Raw genomic sequence first — 23,338 nt, 5'->3', positions numbered from 1 at the left:
CCGTGGTGACGCCGAACGCGGCCGCCGGCTGGGACATACGCGCCGAGCGGTACGACACCGAGGACGCGACCGCGCTGCGCCGCGACTACTACGACGACGTGGCCAGCCGCTACTGGCGCCGCCCCGCCACGCCCCGGGAGGTCGACGAGGGGCTGGCCGGCGACGGCGTGGAGGCCCTGGAGCCGCCGACCGGGCGGTTCCTGGTGGGCCGGTACGACGGGCGGGCGGCGGCCTGCGGCGGGGTGCTGCTGCTGGACGCCGAGCGGGCGGAGCTGACCCGGGTCTTCGTCCGCCACGCCTTCCGCGGCACGGGCGGCGCGGGGCTGCTGCTGAACGCCCTGGAGGAGGCCGCCGTGGGGCTGGGGGCCCGGCGCATGGTGCTGAACACGCGCCTGGACCTGGTGGAGGCCCGCGCCCTGTACGCCCGCCACGGCTACCGGGAGATACCGGCGTACTGCGAGGGGCCGTACATGGAGGTCTGGTACGGCAAGGAGCTGGGCTGACCCCCGCGCGGGCCCGCCGGGTCCGCGCGGGCCGGGCCGCCGGCCCCGCCCCGGCCCGGTCCCGGCGGTCCGGGTCCTAGACCCGGTGGTCCGGGGGCGGCGGCCCGGCCGCCGGGCGCTCCCGGTCCGAGCCGCACAGCTCGGCGGTCAGCTCCTCCACCAGCTGGATGAGGTCGGTCGGCCGGTCCGGCCCCCACCAGTCGCCGAGCAGCTCGGCGAGGGACTCCTCGCGGGCGCGCGCCAGCCGGGTGGCCGCTTCCAGGCCCTCGTCGGTGAGGATCAGCTGGAGTCCCTCGCGGCGGGCCAGCCCCCGCCCCTCCACCTGCCGGGACGCCTCCGTGACGGCCCTGATCGGCACGGACGCGGCCTCGGCGAGCCGCCCCGGCTCCACGGTCCCGTGGCGGCGGATGCGCAGCAGCAGCCAGCTGGACGCGGGCAGCAGGTCCATCCCCGCGCGGGCGGTGATCTTCTCGTACACGGCCTTGCGGCCCTCGCGGGAGCCGAGCACGGACAGGGCGCGGGCGACCTCGTCGTACGAGGAGCGCTCGACGGGGTTGGAGGCGAGGGTCTCGCTCGGGTCGGGCGCGGTGACCGAGCCGCGCAGCCGGTCCTCGCGCAGCAGCCAGGCGATGGCGAAGGCCAGCAGGACGATCGGCGACGCGTACAGGAAGACGTCCGTGATGGAGGTGGCGTACGCGTCGAGCGCGGCCGGGCGCAGGGCGGGCGGCAGTGCGGCGATGGCGCGCGGGTCGGCGGCGACCGCGTGCGCGTCGACGCCGGGCGGGACGTCCTGGCCGGCGAGGGCGTCGCCCAGCTTCCCGGTGAGGCGGCCGGTGAAGATCGTGCCGAAGACGGCCACGCCGAAGGAGGCGCCGATGGAGCGGAAGAAGGTGGCGCCGGAGGTGGCCACGCCCAGGTCCTCGTAGCCGACGGCGTTCTGCGCGACCAGCACCAGGACCTGCATGACGAGGCCGAGGCCGGCGCCGAAGACGAAGAAGTACAGGCTCGTCTCCCACGTGGGGCCGGCCCTCTCCAGCCGGTGCAGGAGCAGCAGGCCCACGGTGGTGAGCGCGGTGCCGGCCACGGGGAAGACCTTCCACCGGCCGGTGCGGCTGACGACCTGCCCGGACGCGGTGGAGGTGAGCAGCATGCCGAGGACCATCGGCAGCATGTGGACGCCGGACATGGTGGGGCTGACGCCCCGGACGACCTGGAGGAACGTCGGCAGGTAGGTCATGGCGCCGAACATCGCGAAGCCGATGACGAAGCTGATGACGGAGACGAGCGTGAAGGTGCGGATCCGGAACAGCCGCAGCGGCAGCACGGGCTCGGCGGCGCGCCGCTCCACGTACACGAACGCCACCAGCAGCACGGCGCCGAGGACGGCGAGGCCGATGATCCGGGCGGAGGCCCACGGCCAGGTGGTGCCGCCGAGGGAGGCGACGAGCACCAGGCAGGTGGCGACCGAGGCGATCAGGAACGTGCCGAGGTAGTCGATGGTGTGGGGGGTGCGGCGGGCCGGGATGTGCAGGGCGGCGGCGATGACGAAGAGGGCGACGATCCCGACGGGCACGTTGACGTAGAACACCCAGCGCCAGGTGAGGTGCTCGGTGAAGACGCCGCCGAGGAGCGGCCCGAGGACGCTGGTCGTGCCGAAGACGGCGCCGAAGACCCCCTGGTAGCGGCCGCGGTCCCGGGGCGGGACGAGGTCGCCGACGATCGCCATGGACAGCACCATGAGCCCGCCGCCGCCCAGGCCCTGCACGGCGCGGTAGGCGATGAGCTGCGGCATGTCCTGCGCGACGCCGCACAGCACGGAGCCGAGGAGGAAGAGGACGATCGCCGCCTGGAAGAGCTTCTTGCGCCCGTACTGGTCGCCGAGCTTGCCCCACAGGGGCGTGGCCGCGGTGGAGGCGAGCATGTAGGCGGTGACGACCCACGACAGGTGGTCCATGCCGCCGAGCTCGCTGACGATCGTCGGCAGGGCGGTGGACACGATGGTCTGGTCGAGCGCGGCGAGCAGCATGCCCAGCAGCAGCGCTCCGATGGGCACCAGGACCCCGCGCCGGTCGTACCCCGTCCCGGGGGCGGGGCTGGTGGCCGGGGTGCCGACTGGCCGCGTCATGGGCGCCTCCCTCACTGTTTCCCATCCATCGTGGGCGGTCCGGCCCGTTATGGCCTGCCGAGAGCGGCCGGGGATGTTGGGAAGGTCACGTCGGGGCTGCATAATCGCTGCCAGTTCCCGGGGGCGGGATCCAGACAGCAGTACCTCTAGGGGAGGGACCCACAGTGGCCGGAACGGTCTGTCCTGAGTGCGGCACGCCCGCGGCGCCGCAGGGCGCCGGCTGCGCCTGCGGTGGGGCGGGGGGCACCGGGCCGGGCCCGGCCGCGTTCGAGCCCCTGCGGATACGCCCGTACGTGAACCTCCCGCAGCCGTCCGACCCCGCCTCCCCCTGGCCGGCGGGCGACGCGGCCGCGGGCGCCCCCGACCCGTACGGCACCGGCGCGGCCCCGGCCGGGCGGGACCCCCGCGCACCGGCCTGGGGCGCCCCGGCGGGGGGCGGGGCGAGCGCGGGGGTGCCGCTCCCGCCGGAGGCGGCGCCGGCCCACGGGGCCTGGCGGGCGGAGCCGGACGTGGAGTCCACGGCGCCGCTGTACCCGGTGGCGGGCCCGCCGGCCGGGGGCGCGGCGCCGGACCCGGGGTACGCGGCGGGTTTCGCCGGCGCGGACGATGCGCACGGCGCGGGCGGTGGCGGCGGTACCGGTGGTGTGCACGGCGACGACGGCGTGGGGGGTGGGGACGGCGTGGACGTCACCCCGGAGCCGCGCCGTTCGCGCCGGCGGGAGGAGGCGCGGCGGTCGTCGGGCGGGCGGCGCCCCGGGGCGGTCGCCGCCGCGGTGGCGGCGGTCGTGGCGGTGGTCGGCACGGCCGCGTTCGCGAGCGGCCTGTTCGACGCCGACGATACGGCCGACCGGGTGGCGCCCGACCCGAACCTGAGCGCGCCCCCGTGGCCGTCCGGCCCGGCGGGCCCGACGCCGGAGGAGAGCGCGACGCCCTCGCGGACCGCCTCGTCGGAGCCGTCCGCCGCCACCTCCTCCGCGTCCTCGGCGACGACCCCCTCGCCGTCCGCGTCGAGCGCCCCGGCCTCCGCGGAGGCCACGAGCGCCGCGCCGTCCGCGGGCCCGACCGCGTCGAGGCTCCCGGAGCTGCGGGCGACCGCCTCGGTGCGGCCCCGGCCCGGCGAGCGGGAGCCGTCCGCGCCGGACAGCGGACGGCCTCAGGAGGGCGGCTCCACCCTGAGCCGCGGCGACCAGGGCGAGGAGGTGCTGGAGCTCCAGCACCGGCTGCGCGCGGTCGGCCTGTACGACAGCGCGATGCACGGCCGCTACGACAAGAACGTCGAGCGGGCCGTCGCCCGGTACCAGGCGTACCGCGGGATCACCGCCGACCCCTCCGGCGTCTACGGCCCCGCCACCAGGGAGACGCTGGAGGCCGAGTCCCGCGACGACGACTGAGCCGCGCCCGCCGTCCCGTCCCGCACGGCCCGCCGCGGGCCCTGCTCCGGGCGCCTCCGCGGGTCCGGTCCGTCCGCCTCCGCGGCCCCGGTCCGGGTGTCTTCGCGGCCCCGGTCCGGGTGTCTTCGCGGGGGCCGGGTGGCGCTGCACGCCCTTTGTTTTGTATCGTGCAGAAACAAAGTGGTCCCGCCCGTATTCCCTGACCGGCGGGCGGGCCCACTTCGTACACCTTCGCGCCTCTGGAGTGCCCATGACGGCCACCGCTTCCGCCCCCGACGTCCTCACCGCCCGCGCCCTGCTGCTCGACATGGACGGCACGCTCGTGAACTCCGACGCGGTGGTGGAGCGCGTCTGGCGGCGGTGGGCGCTGCGGCACGGGCTGGACCCCCAGGAGGCCCTGAAGGTGGTGCACGGCCGCCAGGGGTACGCCACGATGGCCCTCCTCCTCCCGGACCGCCCGATGGAGCGGAACGTCGCGGAGAACCTCGAACTGCTCGCCGAGGAGACCGCCGACCTCGACGGCGTCGTCCCGGTACCCGGCGCGCCCGCCTTCCTCGCGGCGATCGCCGCGCTCCCGCACGCCCTGGTGACCTCCGCCGACGCGGCGCTGGCGCGGGCCCGGATGGGTGCGGCGGGGCTGCGGATGCCGGACACGCGGGTGACCGCCGAGTGCGTGAGCGCCAGCAAGCCGGACCCGGAGGGCTTCCTGAAGGGCGCGGTCGAGCTGGGCTTCGCGCCCGAGGACTGCGTGGTGTTCGAGGACTCCGAGGCCGGCATCGCGGCCGGGCGGGCCGCCGGGATGCGCGTCGTGGGCGTGGGCCCGCGGGCGGCGGCGTTCGCGCCGGACGTGCACGTGCCGGACCTGACGCACCTGCGGGTGGAGGCGGGCGCCGACGGCGCGGTCCGCCTCCGCGTCGCGCCCTGAGTCGTGTCTTCGAAGTCCCGTCTGCCGGGCGACGCCACTTTGAAGACACTCCCTGGGCTCCGCGCCCGGCGGCCGGGGCGCCCCTTCCCGCGGCGCCCCGGCCGGCCGGTCAGCCGACCAGCGCCTCGTACAGGCTGAAGCCGGCGAGGGCCAGCATCAGGGCCGCCGCCACCTTCGTGATCAGCCGCAGCGGCACGTACTTCATCAGCGTCCGCCCGCCGACGATGCCCAGTCCGGCGACCGCCCACAGGGCGAGGACGGCGCCGAGGCCGACGGAGAGCGGGTCGTCGTAGCGGGCGGCGAGGTTCGCGGTCATGATCTGCGTGAGGTCGCCGAACTCCGCGACGAGGATCAGCATGAAGCCCGCCCCGGAGACCTTCCAGAACGACTGGTCGGCGGGGGCCTTCATCTCCTCGTCCTCGTCGTCGTCCTTCTTCAGCAGCAGCATCGCCGCGCCCGCGAGGAACAGCACGCCGACGAACGCCTGTACCAGCCGGTGCGGCAGCAGCGTGAGGACGCTGCCCGCGGCGACGGCGAGCGCGACGTGGATCGCGAAGGCGGCGGCGACGCCCGCGAAGACGTACGACGCGCGGTAGCGGGTGCCCAGCATGAGGCCGGCGAGGGCGGTCTTGTCGGGGAGTTCTGCGAGAAAGACGACACCGAAGGTGATCGCCATGATCGTGAAGCTGAGCACGGGCTGGTTCCTCAATCGGTCGGGCCACCGCCGTGCCGAGGGACCTTCGCTCACGCGTTCCAGGGGTCGCTTCGGCACGGCAGAGCCATGGATACATGGATTCTGCTGATGCCGAAGGTCTCGCTGGCGGTCTCTGACGAGGTCCGCCTCCGGGCGCCGGCCGGGCACGAGGCCCAGCAGTATGTCGACGGTCCGGCTAGGAGCTACTCCCCTTCTGCTCCCTCCAGGGTACGCGACGCCGGCCGGACCCCTCCTCCCGGTGCAGCACTCCCCGCGCGACCAGCTCCAGCACCACCGCGACCGCGACCGCCTGCACGGCCATCAGCGCGACCAGCACGAACAGCTGCACGGCCCCCGCGAGCAGCGGCGACGCCCCGCCCAGCAGCATCCCGACGAACGCGCCCGGCAGGGTGACGAGGCCCACGGTCCTGGTCTGGTCGAGCCCCGGCAGCAGCGCGTCCGCCGCCGCCTGCCGCGCCACCTCCAGCCTGGCCTCCCGCGGCAGCAGCCCCAGCGCGAGGCCCGCCTCGACCTCGCCGTGACGGGTGGCGAGCTCGTCCAGGGCGCGCCGCCCGCCGAGGACGGTGGCGGTGAGCGCCCCGCCGATGAGGATGCCCGTCACGGGGATCAGCGCGATGCCCTCGACCGGTACGAGCCCGGTGAGCAGCAGTGCCGCGACGACCGGGGCGACCCCGGCGCCCACCGGGGCGGCGGCCCACCACCAGGTGCGGTTGTGCGTGAGGCGCCGCCCGGCGGTCCGCACGGCGACGCCGTACATCATCAGCAGGAAGAGCAGCAGCAGCGGGACGGCGCGCACCACCCAGCCGATCACCAGCGAGACGGCCGCGAGCTGCACCGCCGCGCGCACCCCCGCGACGACGGTCTCGCGGGCCGGGCGCAGCCGGGCGGCGGCGACGACGGCCGCCGCGGCGGCGAGCAGGACGGCGAGGACGGCACCGAAGGCGAGGTCGACCGGCAGCAGCACACGCCAACCCTAGGGCGCCGGGCGGCACCTGTCCTTGTGTCAAGAACTGGACACAGACCTTGATGTGACGTGTTCATGTCGTCAGGCTGTTACCTGGAGCCCATCCCCAGGACACCCGGCGCCACCAGCATGGACGGGCCGCCCACGCGGGCGCACCGGCCAACACCCCCACCGCACAAGGGAGTTCGCATGTCCCGTGTCTACGCGCGTCGATCGACGCGCCGCCTCGCCGCGCTCGCCACGACGGCCGCCCTCGCGCTCACCGGCCTGCTGGCCACCGCGCCCACCGCCCAGGCGGCCCCGCCCACCCCCGTCAGCGCCGCCACCGCGCGCACCTACCTGGGCCAGCTCGCGGTCCGGACGGAAGGTTCCTCCACCGGTTACAGCCGGGACCTGTTCCCCCACTGGAGCACCCAGTACGGCGCCTGCAACACCCGCGAGGTCGTCCTCAAGCGCGACGGCGTGAACGTCGTCCAGGACTCCTCCTGCGCGGCGACCAGCGGCAGCTGGTACTCCGAGTACGACGGCGCCACCTGGACCGTCGCCTCCGACCTCGACATCGACCACGTCGTCCCGCTCGCCGAGGCCTGGCGCTCGGGCGCGAACTCCTGGACCACCACGCAGCGCGGCTCCTTCGCCAACGACCTGTCGCGGCCGCAGCTCATCGCCGTCACGGACAACGTCAACCAGGCCAAGGGCGACCAGGACCCGGCCGAGTGGATGCCCCCGCGCACCGCGTACCGCTGCACGTACGCACGCATGTGGGTGCACGTGAAGCACCACTGGGGCCTCTCGGTGGACTCCGCCGAGAAGAGCGCCCTGCAGTCGGTGCTGAACGGCTGCTCCTGACGAAACGTCACTCCGCCGGCACGGCCCGGCGGAACCGGCCCCCTCGGCTCTCCGTACCGCACGGGCCCCGCGCCACACGGCGGGGGCGCCGGAGGGGGCCCGGCGCACGGCCCCCGGCGGGGCGCCCGCCCACCGAGCCCCACGGGCACCACCCGCCACCCACCACCGGCCATCCGCCGAAAGGTGACCGTCAAGAGGTGACCACACGAAGCGGCCGTACCGGCCGCGGCCCGCGACGAGCGGCCGTGACCGGCGCCCGGCCCCTCCCGGCCGCCGCTCACCAGTCCCGGGCGGCGATCAGCTCCTCCACGTCCGCGTCCGCGAACCCGTAGGCCGACGCGACGAACCGGAAGTCCTCGGCGATCTCCTCACGCGCGACCGTCTCGATCTCGCTCCCGGCCGCCTCGAAATCGGCCTCCAGCAGGTTGAACTCCTCCGTCGCGGTCCGGGTCAGCGCGTACAGGGCCGTGAGGTCCCGCGGCCGCTCGGCCTCGATGCGCTCGCACAGCCGCAGCAGGACCGCCCTGCCCTTGTCGACGACGTGATCGGGAAAGTAGGGGTCCGCGTACAGCGCCCGCAGGAACGCGCGCCCCGCCGCCTGCTGGTTCGTGATCGACATACCGCTCCCGAGCCCGTGGAGGAACCGACGCGCCGATCATGCACCAGGCCACTGACATCGATGCCGGTGCCCGGGTTCCGGCGGTCGCGGCCCTGCCGCTGTTCCGTCCGGCTGCCGGGACCCGCTCCCATGGCTCCGGCCGGGCGGCCCCGGCGGGCGCTTCGGACAGGGTCCGGGCGCCGGCGAACCCGTGGGCGCCGCTGCCGGTGGAGCCGTCAGTCCTGCTCGGGCCCCGGGTCCGGCTCCCGGAGCAGTTCGGGAAACCGCCGTTCGAGGTCCTGCCGCACCGCTTCCAGGGTCGGGTCGGTGACGTCCCACGAGTGCGCGGCGGAGTGGTCCCGGAACAGCGTGCACGCGTCCCCGTACGCGCCCCCGACGGTCTCGCACCAGGCCAGCAGCACGAAGCGTCCGCCGAGCCCGCGCCAGCGGAACCAGACCGCCCCGCCCGCCACGTCGTCGTCCCAGCAGTACTGCGCGTGCTCCCCCTCGTGCCCCTCGCCGAGTTCGCACATCGGGTAGCCGACCTCCCCCCGTGGGGAGAGGACGGCGGTGACGGCGGTGCACTGGAGCACGGGGACCTCCCGGCCGGGAGAGGGGGAGCGGACGGACGCGGAGATGTGCGGGCGCGTCACAGCACCTCGCCCCGGCTCCGTGCGTTCCACCGCTCGATCTCCGCGTGGAGCCGCTCCTTGCGGGTCGCCCGCCGGACCGCCCCGGGCTCGGCCTCCCACTCGACCCCGCCGCACACGGCACGCAACGACCAGTAGGGCCCCGCGGCCCCCCGGAACTCCCCGAGCCGGTCACCACGACTGGTGTCCACCACGAGTGTGCCGGGGACCGGAACGGGCGCTGGGCCTGGCGGGGTGGGTTGTACGGTTTCTCCGGGCATGGGCAACTCCTCTGTGTAGCCACTTCACTACGCGACGTCTCAGCGTGGCCCGGTGCCGCACCCGCTTCAACGTGTCACGGAAGGAAGGAAGGTCGGTGTTGGGCTCTTGAACATCAAGGAGTTGGACCCGGACAGTTCCCCGCAGGCGGCGTTCGGGGCACGTCTGCGCAGGTTGCGCGGAGAGCGCGGCTGGACGCAGGACGAGTTGGGCGACCGGATGGGGTACTCCAGCACGCATCTGTCGTCCATAGAAACCGGTCGCAAGATGCCGACCTTGCGTCTCGCGCGGCGCGCGGACGCGGCCCTGGGAACCGGCGACACGTTCGAGCGGGAGTGGCGCGAGATGCGGCACGGCTCGTTGCTGGAGGGCTTTCCGGAGTTCCTCGAACACGAAGGCCGCGCTGCGGAGATCCGGTTGTACGAGGTCGGTGTCATGCCCGGTCTCCTCCAGACCCCGGCGTACGCCTCCGTACTCGCGGAGAGCGCCGTGAAGCGGGGGGCGATCACACCCGACCAGGCCGAGGAGCGGGTCTCGCTCATCGTGGAGCGGCAGGCGACGCTGGTCCGGACGCCGCCCCCGATGGTCTTCGTAGTGCTGGACGAGAGCTGCATCCGTCGACCCGTGGGGGGACCGGCGGTCATGGAGGAGCAGTTCGAGCGGCTGATCGAGTTCGCCGAGCAGCCGAACACCGTGCTCCAGATCGCCCCGTTCGACATGGGCGCACGACGCCCGTTCAACCTCCCGCTCTACATACTGACGATGCCGGATCGCTCGCTCATGTCGTACGCCGAGTCCGTGCAGCGGGGCCATCTTGAGCGAGAAAGCACCTCGGTGGTGCCTCTTCTGACGGCCTACCATCAACTGCAGGCCGAGGCGCCGTCGCAGGCGGCCTCCGTGACCATGATCGATCAGTTACGAAAGGGCACCCCGTGATGACTACGACCGCTTCCCCCCGCTGGTTCAAGTCGTCGTACAGCGACAACGGCGGCGCCTGCGTCGAGGTCGCCGCCGACCTCGTCGCCTCGCACGGCGTGGTCCCCGTCCGCGACTCCAAGAACCCGGCCGGCCCCGCACTGCACCTCCCCGCCCACGCGTTCGCCTCGTTCGTGGCGGGCGTCAAGGCGGGCGACTTCGGGGCTTTCTGACCGCATCCGCAACGGTCGTTCCCACCAGTCGAGTTGAGCGGCCCTCCGTGATCCCCGCCCACCCGGTTCACGTACCGTACGGCGGGGTGAAGGGGGTCGGGCATGGACGCCGGACTGCGGCTGGGACCGCTGCTGAGGTACGTGGAGTGGCCGGACGCGACCGGGGGCGCGTACCGCCCGGCCGCGACCGTGTGGATCGAGGCCGACGCGCCGCGCACCGCCGAGGTGCGGTGCGCGGACGGCGCGGGCGGCAGCGCCCGCACGTTCCGGATCGCCGGGCACCACTACGCGCTGGTGCCGGTCACCGGTCTGACGCCGGGCACCACCACGGAGTACGAGGTGCTGCTCGACGGGCGGCGCGTGTGGCCGCTCCCCGACTCGCCGTTCCCGCCGAGCACCCTCACGACCCCGGGCGGCCCGGAGGGGCCGCTGCGCGTCACGTTCGGGTCCTGCCGCTGGGCCGCCACGGGCGCGGTCGGCCGCAGCCCCGCCGGGCCCGACGCCCTGGGCGCGCTCGGCGCCCGGCTGGCCGCCGACCCGGCCGCCGAACGCCCCGACGTGCTGCTCCTGCTGGGCGACCAGGTGTACGCGGACAAGCCGTCCGAGGCGACCAGGCGCTGGCTGGCCGGCCGCCGCGACCTGGCCGAGCCGCCCGGCGAGCAGGTGGCGGACTACGAGGAGTACACCCGCCTCTACTACGAGTCCTGGCTCGACCCCGAGGTCCGGTGGCTCCTCTCCACCGTGCCCAGCATGATGATCTTCGATGACCACGACGTGATCGACGACTGGAACACGAGCGCCGAGTGGCTGGCCGGGATGCGCGCCCGGCCGTGGTGGCGCGAGCGGCTGCTGAGCGGCCTCATGTCGTACTGGGTCCACCAGCACCTGGGCAACCTGTCCCCCTCCGAACTCGCCGTCGACCCGCTGTACGCCCGGGTGCGGGCGGTCCCGGACGGCACGGCGGCGCTGCGCCGGTTCGCCACCGAGGCGGACGCCGACCCGGCGCGGATCCGGTGGAGCTACCGGCGGGACCTGGGCCGGACGCGGCTGGTGATGGTGGACACCCGGGCGGGCCGCGTGCTGGACGAGCAGAAGCGGGCCATGCTCGGCGAGGAGGACGCCCGCTGGGTGGGCGAGCAGGCGCTGGAGGGCCGCGCGGACCGGGACCACCTGCTGATCGGCAGCTCCCTGCCGTGGCTGCTGCCGCCGCTGGTGCACGACGCCGAGCGGTGGAACGCGGCGCTGTGCCGGGGCGAGCGCGGCGAGCGCTGGGCCCGGGCCGGCGAGTCCCTGCGCCGCCGTTCGGACCTGGAGCACTGGGCGGCTTTCCCGGAGTCGTTCGCGTGGCTGACGGGGCTGCTGACCGACGCGGCGCGGGGCCCGGACGCCCCGGCGACGGTGTCGGTGCTGTCGGGGGACGTGCACCACGCGTACGTGGCCGAACCCGACCTGCCGGGCGCGGCGGCGCGGGTGCTGCAGCTGACCTGCTCGCCGGTCCACCAGCGCATCCCGTACGCCCTGCGGCTCGGCTTCCGCTTCGGCTGGAGCCGTGCGGGGCGGTGGCTCGGGCGGGCGCTGGCCCGGCACGGCCGGGTGGGCGCCTCGGAGACCGGCTGGGCCAGGACGGGCGGCCCGTGGTTCGGCAACCAGCTGATGACGCTGACGCTCCACGGGCGCGCGGCGCTGCTGCGGCTGGAGCGGGCGCGGGCGGACCGGGAGCTCGTGACGGTGCACGAGCGGGCGTGGGGGGCGAGATCCGGCCATTGAGCGGGGAGCGGCCGCCCCGCCCCCGACGTGGCGCGGGACCCGTCCACCGGGGCCGGAAGGGGCCCGCCGCCCCGTCCCCCACCGCCCGAACGCCCTCCGGTACCGCCCCGGCCTGCGGTTCCGGCCGCCCGATCACGGGCGGCCGGACGACCACCACTCTCGGCCCGGATATCTCCGCGCGACTGAATGTTGAACTTGCAAGTAATGCTTAGGGGTGCCTAACGTGGGACGCGTCGGTTCAGTCCCCAGCCGAAGGAGCCCCCATGTCCGCACTCACCAGCCGACTCCAGCAGTCCCAGCCGTACGCGCTGGCGCTGTTCCGGATCGTCGTCGGCCTGCTGTTCCTCTGCCACGGCGCCGCGAAGCTGTTCGGCGTCCTCGGCGGTTCGAACGGCTCGGGCGCCACGGTCCCGGCCGGCACCTGGCCGTTCTGGTACGGGGCCGTGATCGAGCTGGTCGGCGGTGCGCTCATCCTCGTCGGCCTGGGCACCCGCGCCGCGGCGTTCGTCTCGTCGGGCGCCATGGCGTACGCGTACTTCAAGATGCACCAGCCCTCGGGCCTGTTCCCGATGGAGAACGGCGGCGAGGCCGCGGCCCTGTACTGCTGGGCGCTGCTCCTGCTGGTCTTCACCGGACCGGGCGCGCTGGCGCTGGACGGCCTGTTCTCCTCCCGCGTCCGGGAGACCGGGCGGGACCGCGCGACGGCGGCCGCCTGACCACCGGTCCGCACGCGAAGCGGACCCGCACGACGCGCGCAGGGCGCGGGGCGACGGCCCCGCGCCCCGCGCGCGTGCCGGGGCGCTCCGCCCCTTGCGCCGCCCTCCGCGCGCCCGGTGACGTGTAAGGCGTACGCTGTTGCGGTTTCTCAGGGGTGGAGCGGGGAGTCAAGGTGCTGGAGAGCGTGCGGTGGCTGGCCGCGAGCCCATGGATCTACGCCGCGGTGGCCACCTCCGTGGTGCTGGACGTGTTCCTCCCGGTGCTGCCCAGCGGCGTCCTGGTGATCTCGGCCGCGACCGCGGCGACCGCGGCGACGGCGACGGCCGCCCCCGGCGGGATCTCGCTCGTCGCCCTCGCCCTGTGCGCGGCGTCCGCCTCGGTCCTCGGCGACCTGGTCGCCTACCGCCTCGCCTGGCGCGGCGGGCCCCGCCTCGACCGGGCCATCGCCCGCTCCCGGCGCCTCACCACCGCGCAGGAACGTCTCGGCACGGCCCTCGGGCGGGGCGGCGGCGCCCTCGTGGTCATCGCCCGGTTCGCCCCGGCCGGCCGGTCGGTGGTGTCGCTGGGCGCGGGGGCCGCGCGGCGCCGGGCCCGCGAGTTCGTGCCGTGGTCGGTCCTGGCGGGCGTCGCGTGGGCCTCGTACAGCGTGGGCGTGGGCTACTTCGGCGGGCAGTGGCTGGGCGCGACGTGGTTCAGCGCGGCGGTGTCGGTGCTCGCGCTGTTCCTGGCGGGGAGCGTCGCGGCGTACGTCATGCGGCGCCCGGCGCCTCCGCCCGCTCCGACACCGGCTTCCTAGCGGCGCCGCGCACCTCGATCCCGTCGAGCAGCCGCCGCGTCGCCCCGGCGACCTCGGCGACGGCGCGCTCGAACACCTCCCGGTTGTGCGCGGCGGGCGCCCGGAAGCCGGAGACCTTGCGCACGTACTGGAGCGCGGCGGCGTGGATGTCGTCCTCGGTGGCCTCCTCGGGGAGCACGGGCGGGCGGAGGGTCTTGATGCTGCGGCACATGGCGCTCCTCGGGCGGTCGGGGCGGTCGGGGCGGTTCCTCACCGCCAGGATGCACCCGTCCGGCATGTGATCAGATGAACCCCATGATCAAGGCGAGGACTCTGTATCTGTTCTGCTCGGCCGCTCCCCCGGTGTTCGACGTGGCGAGGGTGATCGAGGACGCACAGGCACGCGGCTGGGACGTCTGCCTGGGACTGACGCCGAGCGCCGCGCGGTGGCTGGAGCCGAGCCTCGACGGGCTGGCCGCGCTGACCGGGCACCCGGTCCGCTTCGACTACAAACGCCCCGGCGACCCGGACGTGTGGCCACCGGCCGACGCGGTGCTGTTCGCCCCGGCCACGTTCAACACGGTGAACGCCTGGGCGCTCGGCCTGACCGGCGCGTTCGTGGTGGGCGTCGCGGCGGAGGCCATCGGGAAGGGCCTCCCCATCGCGGCGATGCCCTGCGCGAACGCGGCGTACGTGCGCCACCCGCAGTTCGACCGGTCGGTGGAGACCCTGCGGGCGGCGGGCGTGACGGTGCTGTACGGGGAGGGCGGCTACCTCCCGGACCCGCCCGACCAGGACTGGCCGGACCGCTTCCCCTGGGCGCTGGCCCTGGACGCGGTGGAGGCGGCGCACGGGGCCGGGTGAGCCCCCCGGACGTCAGGTGTTGGGCCGCTTGCCGTGATTGGCCTTCTTGCCCCTGCGGGCGCGTCGCTTGTTGCCGCGCTTCGACATGGGATCACTCCCTTCACGGCCCCACGAGGGGGCGTTTCGGGCATTTCGGGCACCCGCCAGTCTAGGGCCGTCCCGAACGCCCCGCACGGGCACGGCCGCGGAGCCGGTCCCGTGCGGGGCGCCGGCCGCGGCGAAGGGGCCCGGCGCGACCCCCGTACGCGCCGGTCCCACGCCGCCCGCGGCCACGGGGCCGCAGGTGCCTGGGTCAGTGGAGCTTCCCCACCGCCTTGGCCGTGGTCCGCTCGAACGCCGCGACCGGCGCGTCGGTGAGGTCGCCCATCCGCGCCCACTGCACGAACGTGACGGTGCGTCCGTCGCGCCCGACGCCGACCAGGTGCACGCCGGAATCCGCATCCGGGACGGAGGTGTGCACGCCGTACACGTGTGCGCCCTCCTCGACGGCGAGGCGGCCGTGGTCCGCCCAGGAGGCGGTACCGCCGGGCGTGCGGCGCAACCAGTCGGCTGCGCATCCGGCGACGGCCCGCTCCCCCGCCGCGGCGAGCCTGCGGGCGTCGGCGGTGCCGGGCGCGGTCACGGAGACCTGGACCGCCCAGGTGTCGAGGTCGGTGCCGAACCGGCGGTGCCAGGTCGCGCCGCCCTTCGGCGGCAGGACGTCCTCCAGGCAGAACGGCGACCACTCCGGCATGCCCGCCGTCACCCTGCCGCCGGTCCAGGCGGTCCCGGGGGCGGGCGGCAGGTCGGCGGGGGCGAGGAAGCCGGGCGCCGCGGCGCGTACGGCGGGGGCCCTCGCGGCGGGGGCCGGTGCGGCCTGGGCACCCGGCGCGAGGGGTGCGAGGAGGGCGCCGACGGCGGCGGCGCCCAGGAGCGCGGCGGTGCGGCGGTTGACACGTGTCGTGAGGTTCATGGGAGCAGGCCCCCGTTTCGACGAGTCGTTACGACCAGCGTCGGCAGGTACCCGGCACGGCGGCAAGCGGTGGGTGGCGGAACGGGACGCGTCCTCCGGCCTGGGGAGACGCGGGACGGCCGGCGGGACGGCGCGGAGCCGGACGGGGGGCGACGGCGGTGCGCTGCGGCGGCGCGCGGGTCCTCGGCGCCGAGTGGTCCAGCGGGAACCGGCGCGGCACGGCACGGATCGACGACGCGGAACGGCCGTTCCGTACGGGCGGTTCCACTGCGGGCAGGGAGTACGCGTACGAGAACGACACTGCGACGTGGGGGAGTTGGATTCCGCTTGTTTCACTCGTCTTTGGCAACTGCGTGCCGCCCCGAGTGACCAGCCCCCGTGGCGGGCACCTCACTGTCAGGTGCCCGCACCGCCCGCCCGCTCTGCCACGCGGCACCCCACGCCCCAAGGAGGAGACGCATGGCCTGGTATCCGGGGGCTCAGCGCATGGAGTTGCAGCCGGAGTCGGACGCGCAGTCGGCGATCCGGCCGACGCAGTTCATCCTGCACAGCATCGCCGCCCCGTGGACCGCGCGCCGGATGTACGAGTACTGGCGCGATTCATCGAACCTAGAGTCGCATTTCGGACTGGGGTACGAGGGCGACCTCGCCCAGTACATCGGCACCCAGACCCGCGCCGACGCCAACTACACGGCCAACCGGCGCCCCGACGGCACCGGCGCGGTGTCCATCGAGACGGCGTCCAACCTGAAGCACACCGACCCGTGGACGGACAAGCAGGTCGAGCAGCTGATCCGGCTGGGGGTGTGGCTGCACCAGCACCACGGCCTGCCCCTGCGGATCTGCCGCAGCCACGACGACCCCGGCTACGGCTACCACCGCCTGCACTCCGCCTGGTCGTCGGGCGGCACCGCGTGCCCGGGGGACGCGCGCGTGAACCAGTTCCGCAAGGTCGTCTTCCCCGGGATCGTGAAACGCGCCAACGGCCAGACGGCACCCGTACCGCCCGAGGAGGACTCCGTGCCCGACATGCTGAACGAGGCCAACGCCGGCGATCTGGAACTCACGTCCGGCAACTGGGCCGGACTCTCCTTCCGCACCGCGATCCTGCTGGTGGGGCCGGTCCGCCACCACGTCGTGGTGCACCTGCTGTTCGGGGACGACACCCCGGCGAACACGGTGATCGAGGGCCGCTTCTACACGACGGACAAGAACGGCGGCGACCGCTCCCTGTACCTGCCGACCCAGGCGTACGGGGCGGGCGGCCACCAGTTCACGTGCACGGCCGACTTGGGGGCGGGACGCCACCTGCGCTTCATGGTCCGCGCGCGGACCCCCGACAACCGCCCGGTCCGCCTCCTCCACCGCGCGGTCTCGGGCCCGTTCTGGACCCTGTGACGCGGCCGGCGGGGCGGCCCGACAAACCCGTTGCGGGACGAGCACGCCGCCTGCGAGGCTGCCCGTCATGCCGGAGCACCGTACGTCGCACAGCGTGTCCGCCCTCTTCGACGGCGAGGGCCGCCTCACCACCGTCCCCCGCAGGCCGGCCCGCCGCGAACAGCTGCTGGCCCACCTGGCGCAGACCCTCTTCGAACAGGGCCGCACCTACACGGAGCCCGAGGTCAACGAGGCGCTGCGCACCGTCCACCCGGACTGCTCGGCCCTCCGCCGCTACCTGGTCACGTCAGGCCACCTGACCCGCACCAGGGACGGCGGCGCCTACCACCGCTCCTCCCCGGCGGCCTGACCACCACCGCCCCGCCGGGCCTCCCGCGCCTCCTCCAGCCGGATCGTGGCCGTCCGCGCCCGGGCGGGAACGGTCAGTGCGGCGAGCAGGGCGACGAACACGGCCCCGAGTCCCCGCACGGGCCCCCGGCGGGGCGAGGTCATCCGGCCCCCACGCGCCGGCTCCCGGCAGGACCGGCCCCTGGAGCCGCGGGAAACCCGCCGGGGACCGATCGGAGCCGTACCGGGCCACCGGCTACCCTCCTCGGATGAACGAGTCCCCGTGCTTCTGCCTCCTCTGCGCCCCGACCGAACGGGGCGGCCCGGCGTGGGAGGAGCGCGACAGCCGCGTAGCCGGGAACGTCACGGAGTTCGGCTGGCACGTCATGGGCGTGGCCGGCGGCGACTCCCCCGGTGACTGGGGCTACTCCATCGGCCTCTGGCACACCCTGCGCAGCCCCGAGGTCAGCGTGTTCGGCCTGCCGTCCCCGACCGCGATGCGCGTGGCGAACAGCGCCGCCGCGGCCGTCCGGGACGGCGCCCCGCTGGAGCCCGACCAGCGCCGGGGCGACGTCCTCAACGGCCACGACGTGACCGTCCGGCCCGTCCACCCCAGCTGGTACCTCGACTTCTTCGGCGCGGGCGTCGACTTCTACCAGGCCCCGCCCCTGCCGATCACCCAGCTGTTCTGGCCGGACCGGGCCGGGCGGTTCCCCTGGGACGAGGGGGCGGACGAGTACTGCCGCACGAGCCAGCCACTGCTCTGGATCCCGAAGGGCGAGTCCACCGGCCCGTGGACCGAGGTGTGAGCGGCGCGGTCGGCCGCCTCGGCGGTGAACCCCAGCGGCTGAGCCGAGCCGTCATCTTCGGGGGTCGGGGGGCTCTCCGTCGCCTTCTGGTTCGGCCTACTCGGACTCCAGGACGTCCGCGACGGCTTGCATGGTCCGGATGACGGCGTCGGCCCCGGCCTCGACGAGCAGCTCGGGCTGGTCGGTCCCGCCGGCGTAGCCGATCGCGACGGCGCCGACGGCGTGCGCGGCCTGGACGTCGGTGACCGAGTCCCCGATGAGCACGCAGCGCGTCACGTCCACGCCGAGGCTCTCGGCCGCGGTGATGAGGGGATGCGGGTTCGGCTTCATGAGGTCCGGCTGGTGCTCGGCCCGCCCCACCACCTCCAGCACGTACGCGGAGAGGTCATGCCGGTCGAGGTACGCCCGGACGCACTCCGCCGAGTTGTTGCTGACGACCGCGACCCGCCGCCCCGCCTCCCTCGCCGCCCTCAGCGCCGCCGCCCCTCCCGGCGTGGGGGCTCCCGCCACCGCGACCGCCTCCACCTCGGCCGCCGTCAGTGCGCGTTCCACCTCGTGCCCGAGGTCGACGTCCGCCGCGTGCACCAGGCGCAGCACTTCGATCGGGTCGTCCACCCCGTGCAGCCGTTCGGCGAGGGCGGGCTCCCAGCCCACCGCCAGTTCCGTCAGTTCCCCGGCCACCCGCGGTGCGGGGCGCCCGGCGAAGACATCGCACAGGGGCCCGTCGAAGTCGAACAGGAATCCCTGGGCGTCGGCCAGGACGTCGGTCAGCTCGTCAGTTCCCATCGAGGTCGGTTTCCCTCCCGAAGCGGGAAAACATGCACGAGCACCCGGACGAGAACACCGGCCGCACCTCCACCCCCCGACGGGACAACCGGTCGAACCCCCGGCCCCTCCACCCCTCACCCACCCGCACCACCCGCGACGCACGGCGTGAAACCACCGACCAGGCGGACCGCCGGCTCGGGAGGCGCCCCGGCCGCGGGCGACCACCACCGCCGTTGCCGGAACCGGCCGTCGAAGACCCCCAGCCGCGATCGCCTGGGCCCCTCCCGCTGCGGGCGCGGACCCCGAGGCGGTGTCCGTCCCTCGTGCCACCATCCTCACGTGCTGAAGATCCCCGGATACGAAGACGGACCTCTGGTCCAGGGCACCGCCTACCTGGACGATCCGTTGTTCTGGCCCGTCCACCTCGGTACCGGCCTGCGCGGTGAGGACGCGCAGCGAGCCGCGTTCGGTGCCGACTGGGACGCGGCCATGGAGCTGTACCGCGTGCTGTCCGCCGAGCACGAGTGGCCGGCGTTCAGCGTGCCCCTCTCCTCCGGGCACACCATCCACGTCGTCTACCGCAACATCGAGGGCGAACACGGAGTGGACTACCTGATACACCACCCGTCGTGGCCCGCAGCGGAAACCCTCGCCACGGACGACGGTCACTTCATGGGGCCCGGCATGGCCTGGCCGGAACTGCTCTCCGCTGCCCGACAGCCGGCGACGGAGGGCGTCACCGACCCCGACGCCCGTCTCCTGTTGCTCTTCCCGGCACTCGGTGACGCCCTGCTTCCCGACGACGCGACCGCCGCCCTCACCGCCGCGCTCACGGCGCTCACCTTGATCGAGGAGCCCGCCGAAGTGGCGGGCACGCTCCTGGAGAACCAGGGCCAATGGGCTCCTGCCCACTGGAGGTCTGCAGGCGGCGTCTGCTTCAACGACGGCGGGCACTCGTATCGAAACCCCGGCAACGCCTTCGCCCTGCCCGAGGAACGCCTCCGGGAGATCAGTGACGCGCTGAACGACGGGGAAGTGGCGGCCCACCAGGCGTCCGACTGAAGCCATGAGCTCGGGAAGACGCGACCATTCGCGGTCGGGAGGGACGCCGACCTGGGCACACGACTGGCGCCTGCCTCCGCCGAACTCGGCGTTTCCACCGTGCGGCCCCGCTTCCCCGCACGATCACGATCCGGGCTTCTTGAGGCGTGTCCACGCACACGCGGGTCGTTGGCGGTGCGCGCCCCGAAGACGCGATGTCCTTCGGGGCGCGCGGCAGGAGTTCGGGTTCAGGCGTTGTAGCCGCCGTGGGCGTCCAGCACCGCGCCCGTGACGTACGACGCGGCGGGGCTCGCCAGGAAGGCGATCGCCGCGGCGATTTCGTCGGGGTGCCCCATGCGCTGCAGGGACAGCGAGCTGAGCAGGGCCTTGAGGGTCTCGGGGTCCGGCGGCTGCATGCCGCCCTCCATCAGCCCGGCCTCCACGACGTTGGCCGTGATGTTCCGGGGCCCGAGGTCGCGTGCGACGCCCATGGTGTACCTCTCGATCCCGGACTTGGTCGCCGCGTAGTCGGCAACGCCCGGGGCACCGACCCGGGAGCCCAGTCCGGAACTCACCGTGATGATGCGGCCGCCCGTGCGCAGCACTCGGGAGGCGGCCCGGATGAGGGCGATCACGCCGAGGTAGTTGGTGGCGTGCATCCGGTCCAGTGCGGCGGTGTCGGCGTCCGGGTCGTCCACCGTGCCGGCCACGGAGATCGCCGCGTTGTTGACGAGGATGTCCAGGCCGCCGAAGTGCGCGACCACGTCGTCGATCAGTGCCGACGCCCGGCTCGTGTCCGCCTGGTCGGACTGGAAGGCGACGGCCTTGGCTCCCTTGCCGTGCACCTCGTCGACGACGGCCTGCGCCTGCTTCTCGGAGTTGACGTAGGTGAAGGCGACGTCGGCGCCCTGCTCGGCCAGCAGCCGTACGGTCGCGGCTCCCAGTCCGCGCGACCCCCCGGTGACCAGGGCGACCTTGCCCGTGAGTGGCTTGCTCATTCTTCTCACCTCGTTGATTGACCCTTCCCAGCAGTCGCAACATTAATTGTTACGACAGGCTGTTGCAACATTCACTGTTACGACTGCGCCGTCGTAACATGAAGCGTTGCGGCCGAGAGGAGGAGCCCATGAGCGCCAACAGCAGGCTGACCATCGCCGCCCACGCGCTGGCCTGGATCGGCCTCTACCAGCGCCAGGGCCATGAGGTCGCCACCTCCGAGCAGATCGCGACCAGCGCGAACACCAACCCCGTGGTGATCAGACGGCTGCTCGGCGAGCTGCGCAGGGCCGGGCTCGTGGAGTCACGGCGGGGCGTGGGCGCGGGCTGGTCGCTGGCACGCGAGCTGGAGTCGATCACCCTGCTCGACGTGTACGAGGCAGTGGAACCCGGCCCGCTGTTCGCAATGCACCGCACCACCCCGGACCAGGGATGCGTGGTGGGTCGCGGCATCCAGCCGACAATGCAGGGCATCTACGAGGGCATCGAGGAGACGCTGAGACACGAACTGGCCCGCGTCACGCTCGAGAACGTACTCCGGGACGTACTCGCGGCACCTCGCTGACCTCCCCGTTGCGCCCTCACATCACCAAGATCCCCAGTGATGCCCAGGCCGGCGAACAACCTGGCAACTCCTGCCACCGGAGCCGGGATTCGGTTCCGGGCAGACCTGTTGGCGGCGCCTGGAGTGGTGTCAGCAGGCCGGGGCCTTCGACCGACTGCACCGCATCCTGCTCGTCGAATTGAACGCGGCCGGCGAACTCGACTGGTCCCGCGCGTGCGCGGACGGCTCCCACATCCGCGCCGTCGTCATGGAGATCCTCGGGCACAGCCAGATCGCCGTGACCATGAACGTGCACACGCACGTCGTGCAGGACACCCAGCGTGAGGCCGTCAGCCACACGGACAGACTGCTCAGGAGGCGCCCCGACCGCCGGTGACCGGCGCCGTTGACGTCAGCGCCGGATGTCAAAGACCCCCAGCCGTGATCGGCTGGGGGCCTTCTCGCTGGTGGGCGCGGACGGTTTCGAACCGCCGACATCTGCTTTGTAAGCTCGTGCGGGGCGCTCTCACCAAGGGCGGATCGCTGGTCACCACCGCCATGGCAGCTCGTGTGCGACCGCCGTCATCCGTCGCCGTTGATGTCAGTTTTAGATGTCAGCCGGCTGCGCTCGACGGCCCTCTACCGCCTCTTCCGAAGCTTCTTCATCTTGGCTTCGGCTTCTTTCTTCTTCCGCTGCTCGACCCCATAAGGGGACCACGGTCCCTGGTGCTTGGAGCACCGCGAGGTACCCGTGACCGCCTTGTTCTGGCAGCGGCCTCCGCTCTGGGTAGGAGCACCGCACTTCGGCTGAACCATCCTGTCCCCTTCGTCGTCGGACGCTGGAATGCTTCCAGCACTCGCCGCAGAGGGGGAGGCGCAACCGCGGCGGACAGCAGCACGCCGACGGCTCAGCCCCGGAGAACAAGCTCAGACTTCTCCCGCCGTACCGTCCGGACGGCTCTGAGCACCCACATCGACTACTCAGAGCCTCACGGCATCACGCCTCGCTCCTCACTCGGTCAAGAACTTCCTCAGGGTGAACCCCAGGGTGGCTACACCGATGAAGGTGACACCCCCTCCCCCCAGCGCGGCGTACGCAGGCGCTCCCGCCGTCCAGAGAGCGGCGGTGCTCAGCATGGCAGCCATGAGTGCACCGAGCACGATGACCGCCGCCCAGAGGCCTCGGAGCGATGAGTCGTGGTTGGACAACCTCTATCAATCCCCTCATCCGTGGAATCGCGGCAGCATCCCAGGTGGGCCACGCGACGATCTCCGGCTTGACTGAGGCGATGCTGACAGGGAGAAAACACCACGTCAAAAGGGGTGTTTGTCGTCTGCGCAGGAGTCACTCGACGTCAGCAGAGGAGTAGTCTCCCTTCGTGTCGTATAGGTCTACGCTCTTGCTGTAATCTCTCAACCCCCGTGACGGGATCCATAGAGAAGCTCCAAGCACCCCCGTGTACCCCGTTTAGCCCCATATCCCTGTTTCTCCTGCAGGAAGGTAAAAGACGTGCCGCTCGATGGACGTCAGTCTGAGGCGCTCGCCTACCTGCAGGGGGCAGCGGACAAGGCGAAGAGGCGGGGGCACATCCCCTTCCCGCCGGCGTTCGTCATCGCGCCTGAGGACGGCGACTCGCCTCCGCCGCTGGCTCGGCTCATCCAAGGCGGACGCGGCGGCAAGGTGCGTCTCCGGCTTTACCTGTGCATCACCATGATGGCCACGAAAGAGCCCTTTGACCTGCGCAGACCGCCGGGCCCGAACGGCTGGACGCAGATGCTCGCACTCGACCCGAGGACGGGGCCGAGGCGGGTGGCCAGCAACTTGAAGTGGCTGGAAGAGAACCAGTTCATCGACCTCCAGCCGCAGTGGGGGCGGCCCTCGGCGATCACCCTGCGGAGCGCCACCGGTGATGGAGGGGTGTACACGCAACCAAGGGAGGAGGGCCGCTACGTCGGCATGCCGGTCGAGTTCTGGACGCGGGGCTGGCTCCTCTATCTGTCGCCAACGGCAACAGCCCTACTCTTTGCCCTCAGAGAAGCCCTTGGAGGGCACTCGGAGCCTCGATACATCCACACGGCGAGGCGTCAGCGCTACAACCTGTCCTCAGACACGTGGACCAAGGGCCGCAAGGAGCTCGAAGCACAAGGGCTATTGACCGTCAAGCGCGAGCCGCAGGGGGACTTCTACGACTTCACGCGGCTGAGGAACGCCTATCAACTCACCTTGGAGCGCCTGGACGATCCACCCTCCTAG

Annotated in this window: 28 protein-coding genes and 1 pseudogene; 17 read left to right on the top strand and 12 right to left on the bottom strand. The window is 73.4% G+C overall.

Features of this window, described 5'->3' with window-relative positions; all coding sequences use genetic code 11:
* Nucleotides 1–35: 35 nt before the first annotated feature.
* Nucleotides 36–503, top strand: coding sequence for a GNAT family N-acetyltransferase (locus tag IE106_RS18795; RefSeq protein ID WP_189535905.1), 468 nt, complete (start codon nt 36–38; stop codon nt 501–503).
* A 76-nt stretch (nt 504–579) separates the two neighbouring features.
* Here the strand turns inward: IE106_RS18795 and IE106_RS18790 are convergent, their stop codons facing one another.
* Nucleotides 580–2,628, bottom strand: coding sequence for an MDR family MFS transporter (locus IE106_RS18790; protein ID WP_189535516.1), 2,049 nt, complete (start codon nt 2,626–2,628; stop codon nt 580–582).
* Between the two features lie 293 nt (nt 2,629–2,921).
* Between IE106_RS18790 and IE106_RS18785 the strand changes: the two genes are divergently transcribed.
* Together IE106_RS18785 and IE106_RS18780 are read left to right on the top strand one after the other, a co-directional pair.
* Nucleotides 2,922–4,019 carry a peptidoglycan-binding domain-containing protein gene (locus IE106_RS18785; protein WP_189535514.1) on the top strand — a complete coding sequence of 366 codons (1,098 nt, stop codon included), beginning with the start codon at nt 2,922–2,924 and terminating at the stop codon, nt 4,017–4,019.
* 250 nt (nt 4,020–4,269) lie between these two features.
* Complete coding sequence (locus IE106_RS18780; protein ID WP_189535512.1) at nt 4,270–4,944, top strand: HAD-IA family hydrolase; 675 nt, start codon at nt 4,270–4,272, stop codon at nt 4,942–4,944.
* Between the two features lie 109 nt (nt 4,945–5,053).
* Here the strand turns inward: IE106_RS18780 and IE106_RS18775 are convergent, their stop codons facing one another.
* Nucleotides 5,054–5,638: a TMEM165/GDT1 family protein gene (locus IE106_RS18775; RefSeq protein WP_189535510.1), complete on the bottom strand. Its 585-nt coding sequence runs from the start codon at nt 5,636–5,638 to the stop codon at nt 5,054–5,056.
* Nucleotides 5,639–5,834: 196 nt separating this feature from the next.
* A complete protein-coding gene (locus IE106_RS18770; RefSeq protein ID WP_189535508.1) occupies nt 5,835–6,623 on the bottom strand; it encodes an ABC transporter permease in 789 nt (262 codons plus the stop codon).
* 189 nt (nt 6,624–6,812) lie between these two features.
* Here IE106_RS18770 and IE106_RS18765 point away from each other — a divergent pair, with 189 nt between their 5' ends.
* The gene (locus IE106_RS18765; RefSeq protein ID WP_189535506.1) at nt 6,813–7,472 is read left to right on the top strand and encodes an HNH endonuclease family protein; all 660 of its coding nucleotides are present in this window, start codon (nt 6,813–6,815) and stop codon (nt 7,470–7,472) included.
* A gap of 277 nt (nt 7,473–7,749) precedes the next feature.
* On the opposite strand, the gene IE106_RS18760 is transcribed toward IE106_RS18765, so the two are convergent.
* From IE106_RS18760 to IE106_RS18750, 3 genes are all read right to left on the bottom strand, one after another.
* The gene (locus tag IE106_RS18760; RefSeq protein ID WP_189535503.1) at nt 7,750–8,091 is read right to left on the bottom strand and encodes a DUF5713 family protein; all 342 of its coding nucleotides are present in this window, start codon (nt 8,089–8,091) and stop codon (nt 7,750–7,752) included.
* Between the two features lie 215 nt (nt 8,092–8,306).
* Nucleotides 8,307–8,723 (bottom strand): hypothetical protein, encoded by a 417-nt coding sequence (locus IE106_RS18755; RefSeq protein WP_229840581.1) that lies wholly within the window; start codon nt 8,721–8,723, stop codon nt 8,307–8,309.
* Nucleotides 8,720–8,980, bottom strand: a complete 261-nt coding sequence (locus IE106_RS18750; RefSeq protein ID WP_189535501.1) for a hypothetical protein — start codon at nt 8,978–8,980, stop codon at nt 8,720–8,722. The genes IE106_RS18755 and IE106_RS18750 overlap by 4 nt, the downstream gene beginning before the upstream one ends.
* A gap of 106 nt (nt 8,981–9,086) precedes the next feature.
* Between IE106_RS18750 and IE106_RS18745 the strand changes: the two genes are divergently transcribed.
* From IE106_RS18745 to IE106_RS18725, 5 genes are all read left to right on the top strand, one after another.
* Complete coding sequence (locus IE106_RS18745) at nt 9,087–9,914, top strand: helix-turn-helix domain-containing protein (protein WP_189535500.1); 828 nt, start codon at nt 9,087–9,089, stop codon at nt 9,912–9,914.
* Nucleotides 9,914–10,126 (top strand): DUF397 domain-containing protein, encoded by a 213-nt coding sequence (locus IE106_RS18740; protein ID WP_189535498.1) that lies wholly within the window; start codon nt 9,914–9,916, stop codon nt 10,124–10,126. Before IE106_RS18745 ends, IE106_RS18740 begins: the two co-directional genes overlap by 1 nt.
* A 102-nt stretch (nt 10,127–10,228) precedes the next feature.
* Nucleotides 10,229–11,893: an alkaline phosphatase D family protein gene (locus tag IE106_RS18735; protein WP_189535496.1), complete on the top strand. Its 1,665-nt coding sequence runs from the start codon at nt 10,229–10,231 to the stop codon at nt 11,891–11,893.
* 263 nt (nt 11,894–12,156) lie between these two features.
* Entirely contained in the window at nt 12,157–12,609 is a 453-nt protein-coding gene (locus IE106_RS18730) for a DoxX family protein (RefSeq protein WP_189535494.1), read from the top strand.
* Between the two features lie 173 nt (nt 12,610–12,782).
* A complete protein-coding gene (locus tag IE106_RS18725) occupies nt 12,783–13,406 on the top strand; it encodes a DedA family protein (protein WP_189535492.1) in 624 nt (207 codons plus the stop codon).
* Here the strand turns inward: IE106_RS18725 and IE106_RS18720 are convergent.
* Nucleotides 13,360–13,617: a DUF2277 domain-containing protein gene (locus IE106_RS18720; RefSeq protein WP_189535490.1), complete on the bottom strand. Its 258-nt coding sequence runs from the start codon at nt 13,615–13,617 to the stop codon at nt 13,360–13,362. The two genes, IE106_RS18725 and IE106_RS18720, sit on opposite strands and share 47 nt — an antisense overlap.
* A gap of 83 nt (nt 13,618–13,700) precedes the next feature.
* On the opposite strand from IE106_RS18720, the gene IE106_RS18715 reads away from it, so the two are divergent.
* Nucleotides 13,701–14,249 (top strand): flavoprotein, encoded by a 549-nt coding sequence (locus IE106_RS18715; protein WP_189535901.1) that lies wholly within the window; start codon nt 13,701–13,703, stop codon nt 14,247–14,249.
* Between the two features lie 12 nt (nt 14,250–14,261).
* On the opposite strand, the gene IE106_RS31000 is transcribed toward IE106_RS18715, so the two are convergent.
* Nucleotides 14,262–14,336, bottom strand: coding sequence for a 50S ribosomal protein bL37 (locus IE106_RS31000; protein WP_372499312.1), 75 nt, complete (start codon nt 14,334–14,336; stop codon nt 14,262–14,264).
* Between the two features lie 205 nt (nt 14,337–14,541).
* Complete coding sequence (locus tag IE106_RS18710) at nt 14,542–15,201, bottom strand: hypothetical protein (RefSeq protein ID WP_189535488.1); 660 nt, start codon at nt 15,199–15,201, stop codon at nt 14,542–14,544.
* A gap of 459 nt (nt 15,202–15,660) precedes the next feature.
* On the opposite strand from IE106_RS18710, the gene IE106_RS18705 reads away from it, so the two are divergent.
* Nucleotides 15,661–16,599: a peptidoglycan recognition protein family protein gene (locus IE106_RS18705; protein WP_189535486.1), complete on the top strand. Its 939-nt coding sequence runs from the start codon at nt 15,661–15,663 to the stop codon at nt 16,597–16,599.
* 67 nt (nt 16,600–16,666) lie between these two features.
* The gene (locus tag IE106_RS18700; RefSeq protein ID WP_189535484.1) at nt 16,667–16,948 is read left to right on the top strand and encodes a DUF2087 domain-containing protein; all 282 of its coding nucleotides are present in this window, start codon (nt 16,667–16,669) and stop codon (nt 16,946–16,948) included.
* Here IE106_RS18700 and IE106_RS18695 read toward each other — a convergent pair.
* Nucleotides 16,921–17,091 (bottom strand): hypothetical protein, encoded by a 171-nt coding sequence (locus tag IE106_RS18695; RefSeq protein WP_189535482.1) that lies wholly within the window; start codon nt 17,089–17,091, stop codon nt 16,921–16,923. The two genes, IE106_RS18700 and IE106_RS18695, sit on opposite strands and share 28 nt — an antisense overlap.
* A gap of 104 nt (nt 17,092–17,195) precedes the next feature.
* Between IE106_RS18695 and IE106_RS18690 the strand changes: the two genes are divergently transcribed.
* Entirely contained in the window at nt 17,196–17,735 is a 540-nt protein-coding gene (locus tag IE106_RS18690) for a DUF4262 domain-containing protein (RefSeq protein ID WP_189535480.1), read from the top strand.
* 96 nt (nt 17,736–17,831) lie between these two features.
* On the opposite strand, the gene IE106_RS18685 is transcribed toward IE106_RS18690, so the two are convergent.
* The gene (locus IE106_RS18685) at nt 17,832–18,521 is read right to left on the bottom strand and encodes an HAD family hydrolase (protein ID WP_189535479.1); all 690 of its coding nucleotides are present in this window, start codon (nt 18,519–18,521) and stop codon (nt 17,832–17,834) included.
* A 321-nt stretch (nt 18,522–18,842) separates the two neighbouring features.
* On the opposite strand from IE106_RS18685, the gene IE106_RS18680 reads away from it, so the two are divergent.
* Nucleotides 18,843–19,565, top strand: a complete 723-nt coding sequence (locus IE106_RS18680; protein ID WP_189535477.1) for a hypothetical protein — start codon at nt 18,843–18,845, stop codon at nt 19,563–19,565.
* A gap of 227 nt (nt 19,566–19,792) precedes the next feature.
* Here the strand turns inward: IE106_RS18680 and IE106_RS18675 are convergent, their stop codons facing one another.
* Entirely contained in the window at nt 19,793–20,542 is a 750-nt protein-coding gene (locus IE106_RS18675; RefSeq protein ID WP_189535475.1) for an SDR family NAD(P)-dependent oxidoreductase, read from the bottom strand.
* A gap of 128 nt (nt 20,543–20,670) precedes the next feature.
* On the opposite strand from IE106_RS18675, the gene IE106_RS18670 reads away from it, so the two are divergent.
* The 3 genes and pseudogenes from IE106_RS18670 to IE106_RS18660 all read left to right on the top strand — a co-directional run bounded on the left by IE106_RS18670 (nt 20,671) and on the right by IE106_RS18660 (nt 23,338).
* Nucleotides 20,671–21,105, top strand: a complete 435-nt coding sequence (locus IE106_RS18670) for an Rrf2 family transcriptional regulator (protein ID WP_189535473.1) — start codon at nt 20,671–20,673, stop codon at nt 21,103–21,105.
* Between the two features lie 241 nt (nt 21,106–21,346).
* Nucleotides 21,347–21,481 (top strand): annotated as a pseudogene (locus IE106_RS30840) (site-specific integrase); the annotation flags it as partial.
* A gap of 1,113 nt (nt 21,482–22,594) precedes the next feature.
* Nucleotides 22,595–23,338: a hypothetical protein gene (locus IE106_RS18660; protein ID WP_189535471.1), complete on the top strand. Its 744-nt coding sequence runs from the start codon at nt 22,595–22,597 to the stop codon at nt 23,336–23,338.

The organism is Streptomyces roseolilacinus, from assembly GCF_014649335.1.
Classification (GTDB): domain Bacteria; phylum Actinomycetota; class Actinomycetes; order Streptomycetales; family Streptomycetaceae; genus Streptomyces; species Streptomyces roseolilacinus.
The sequence above is the reverse complement of the archived record's forward strand: the minus strand, read 5'-3'. Positions and strand labels throughout refer to the sequence as shown.

Excerpts from the sequence above, each read along its gene's own strand:
- IE106_RS18790 (WP_189535516.1), bottom strand. The coding sequence starts at position 2,628 with ATGACGCGGCCAGTCGGCACCCCGGCCACCAGCCCCGCCCCCGGGACG.
- IE106_RS18780 (WP_189535512.1), top strand. The coding sequence starts at position 4,270 with ATGACGGCCACCGCTTCCGCCCCCGACGTCCTCACCGCCCGCGCCCTG.
- IE106_RS18765 (WP_189535506.1), top strand. The coding sequence starts at position 6,813 with ATGTCCCGTGTCTACGCGCGTCGATCGACGCGCCGCCTCGCCGCGCTC.
- IE106_RS18760 (WP_189535503.1), bottom strand. The coding sequence starts at position 8,091 with ATGTCGATCACGAACCAGCAGGCGGCGGGGCGCGCGTTCCTGCGGGCG.
- IE106_RS18750 (WP_189535501.1), bottom strand. The coding sequence starts at position 8,980 with ATGCCCGGAGAAACCGTACAACCCACCCCGCCAGGCCCAGCGCCCGTT.
- IE106_RS18740 (WP_189535498.1), top strand. The coding sequence starts at position 9,914 with ATGACTACGACCGCTTCCCCCCGCTGGTTCAAGTCGTCGTACAGCGAC.
- IE106_RS18735 (WP_189535496.1), top strand. The coding sequence starts at position 10,229 with ATGGACGCCGGACTGCGGCTGGGACCGCTGCTGAGGTACGTGGAGTGG.
- IE106_RS18730 (WP_189535494.1), top strand. The coding sequence starts at position 12,157 with ATGTCCGCACTCACCAGCCGACTCCAGCAGTCCCAGCCGTACGCGCTG.
- IE106_RS18720 (WP_189535490.1), bottom strand. The coding sequence starts at position 13,617 with ATGTGCCGCAGCATCAAGACCCTCCGCCCGCCCGTGCTCCCCGAGGAG.
- IE106_RS18715 (WP_189535901.1), top strand. The coding sequence starts at position 13,701 with ATGATCAAGGCGAGGACTCTGTATCTGTTCTGCTCGGCCGCTCCCCCG.
- IE106_RS18710 (WP_189535488.1), bottom strand. The coding sequence starts at position 15,201 with ATGAACCTCACGACACGTGTCAACCGCCGCACCGCCGCGCTCCTGGGC.
- IE106_RS18705 (WP_189535486.1), top strand. The coding sequence starts at position 15,661 with ATGGCCTGGTATCCGGGGGCTCAGCGCATGGAGTTGCAGCCGGAGTCG.
- IE106_RS18700 (WP_189535484.1), top strand. The coding sequence starts at position 16,667 with ATGCCGGAGCACCGTACGTCGCACAGCGTGTCCGCCCTCTTCGACGGC.
- IE106_RS18695 (WP_189535482.1), bottom strand. The coding sequence starts at position 17,091 with ATGACCTCGCCCCGCCGGGGGCCCGTGCGGGGACTCGGGGCCGTGTTC.
- IE106_RS18690 (WP_189535480.1), top strand. The coding sequence starts at position 17,196 with ATGAACGAGTCCCCGTGCTTCTGCCTCCTCTGCGCCCCGACCGAACGG.
- IE106_RS18685 (WP_189535479.1), bottom strand. The coding sequence starts at position 18,521 with ATGGGAACTGACGAGCTGACCGACGTCCTGGCCGACGCCCAGGGATTC.
- IE106_RS18675 (WP_189535475.1), bottom strand. The coding sequence starts at position 20,542 with ATGAGCAAGCCACTCACGGGCAAGGTCGCCCTGGTCACCGGGGGGTCG.
- IE106_RS18670 (WP_189535473.1), top strand. The coding sequence starts at position 20,671 with ATGAGCGCCAACAGCAGGCTGACCATCGCCGCCCACGCGCTGGCCTGG.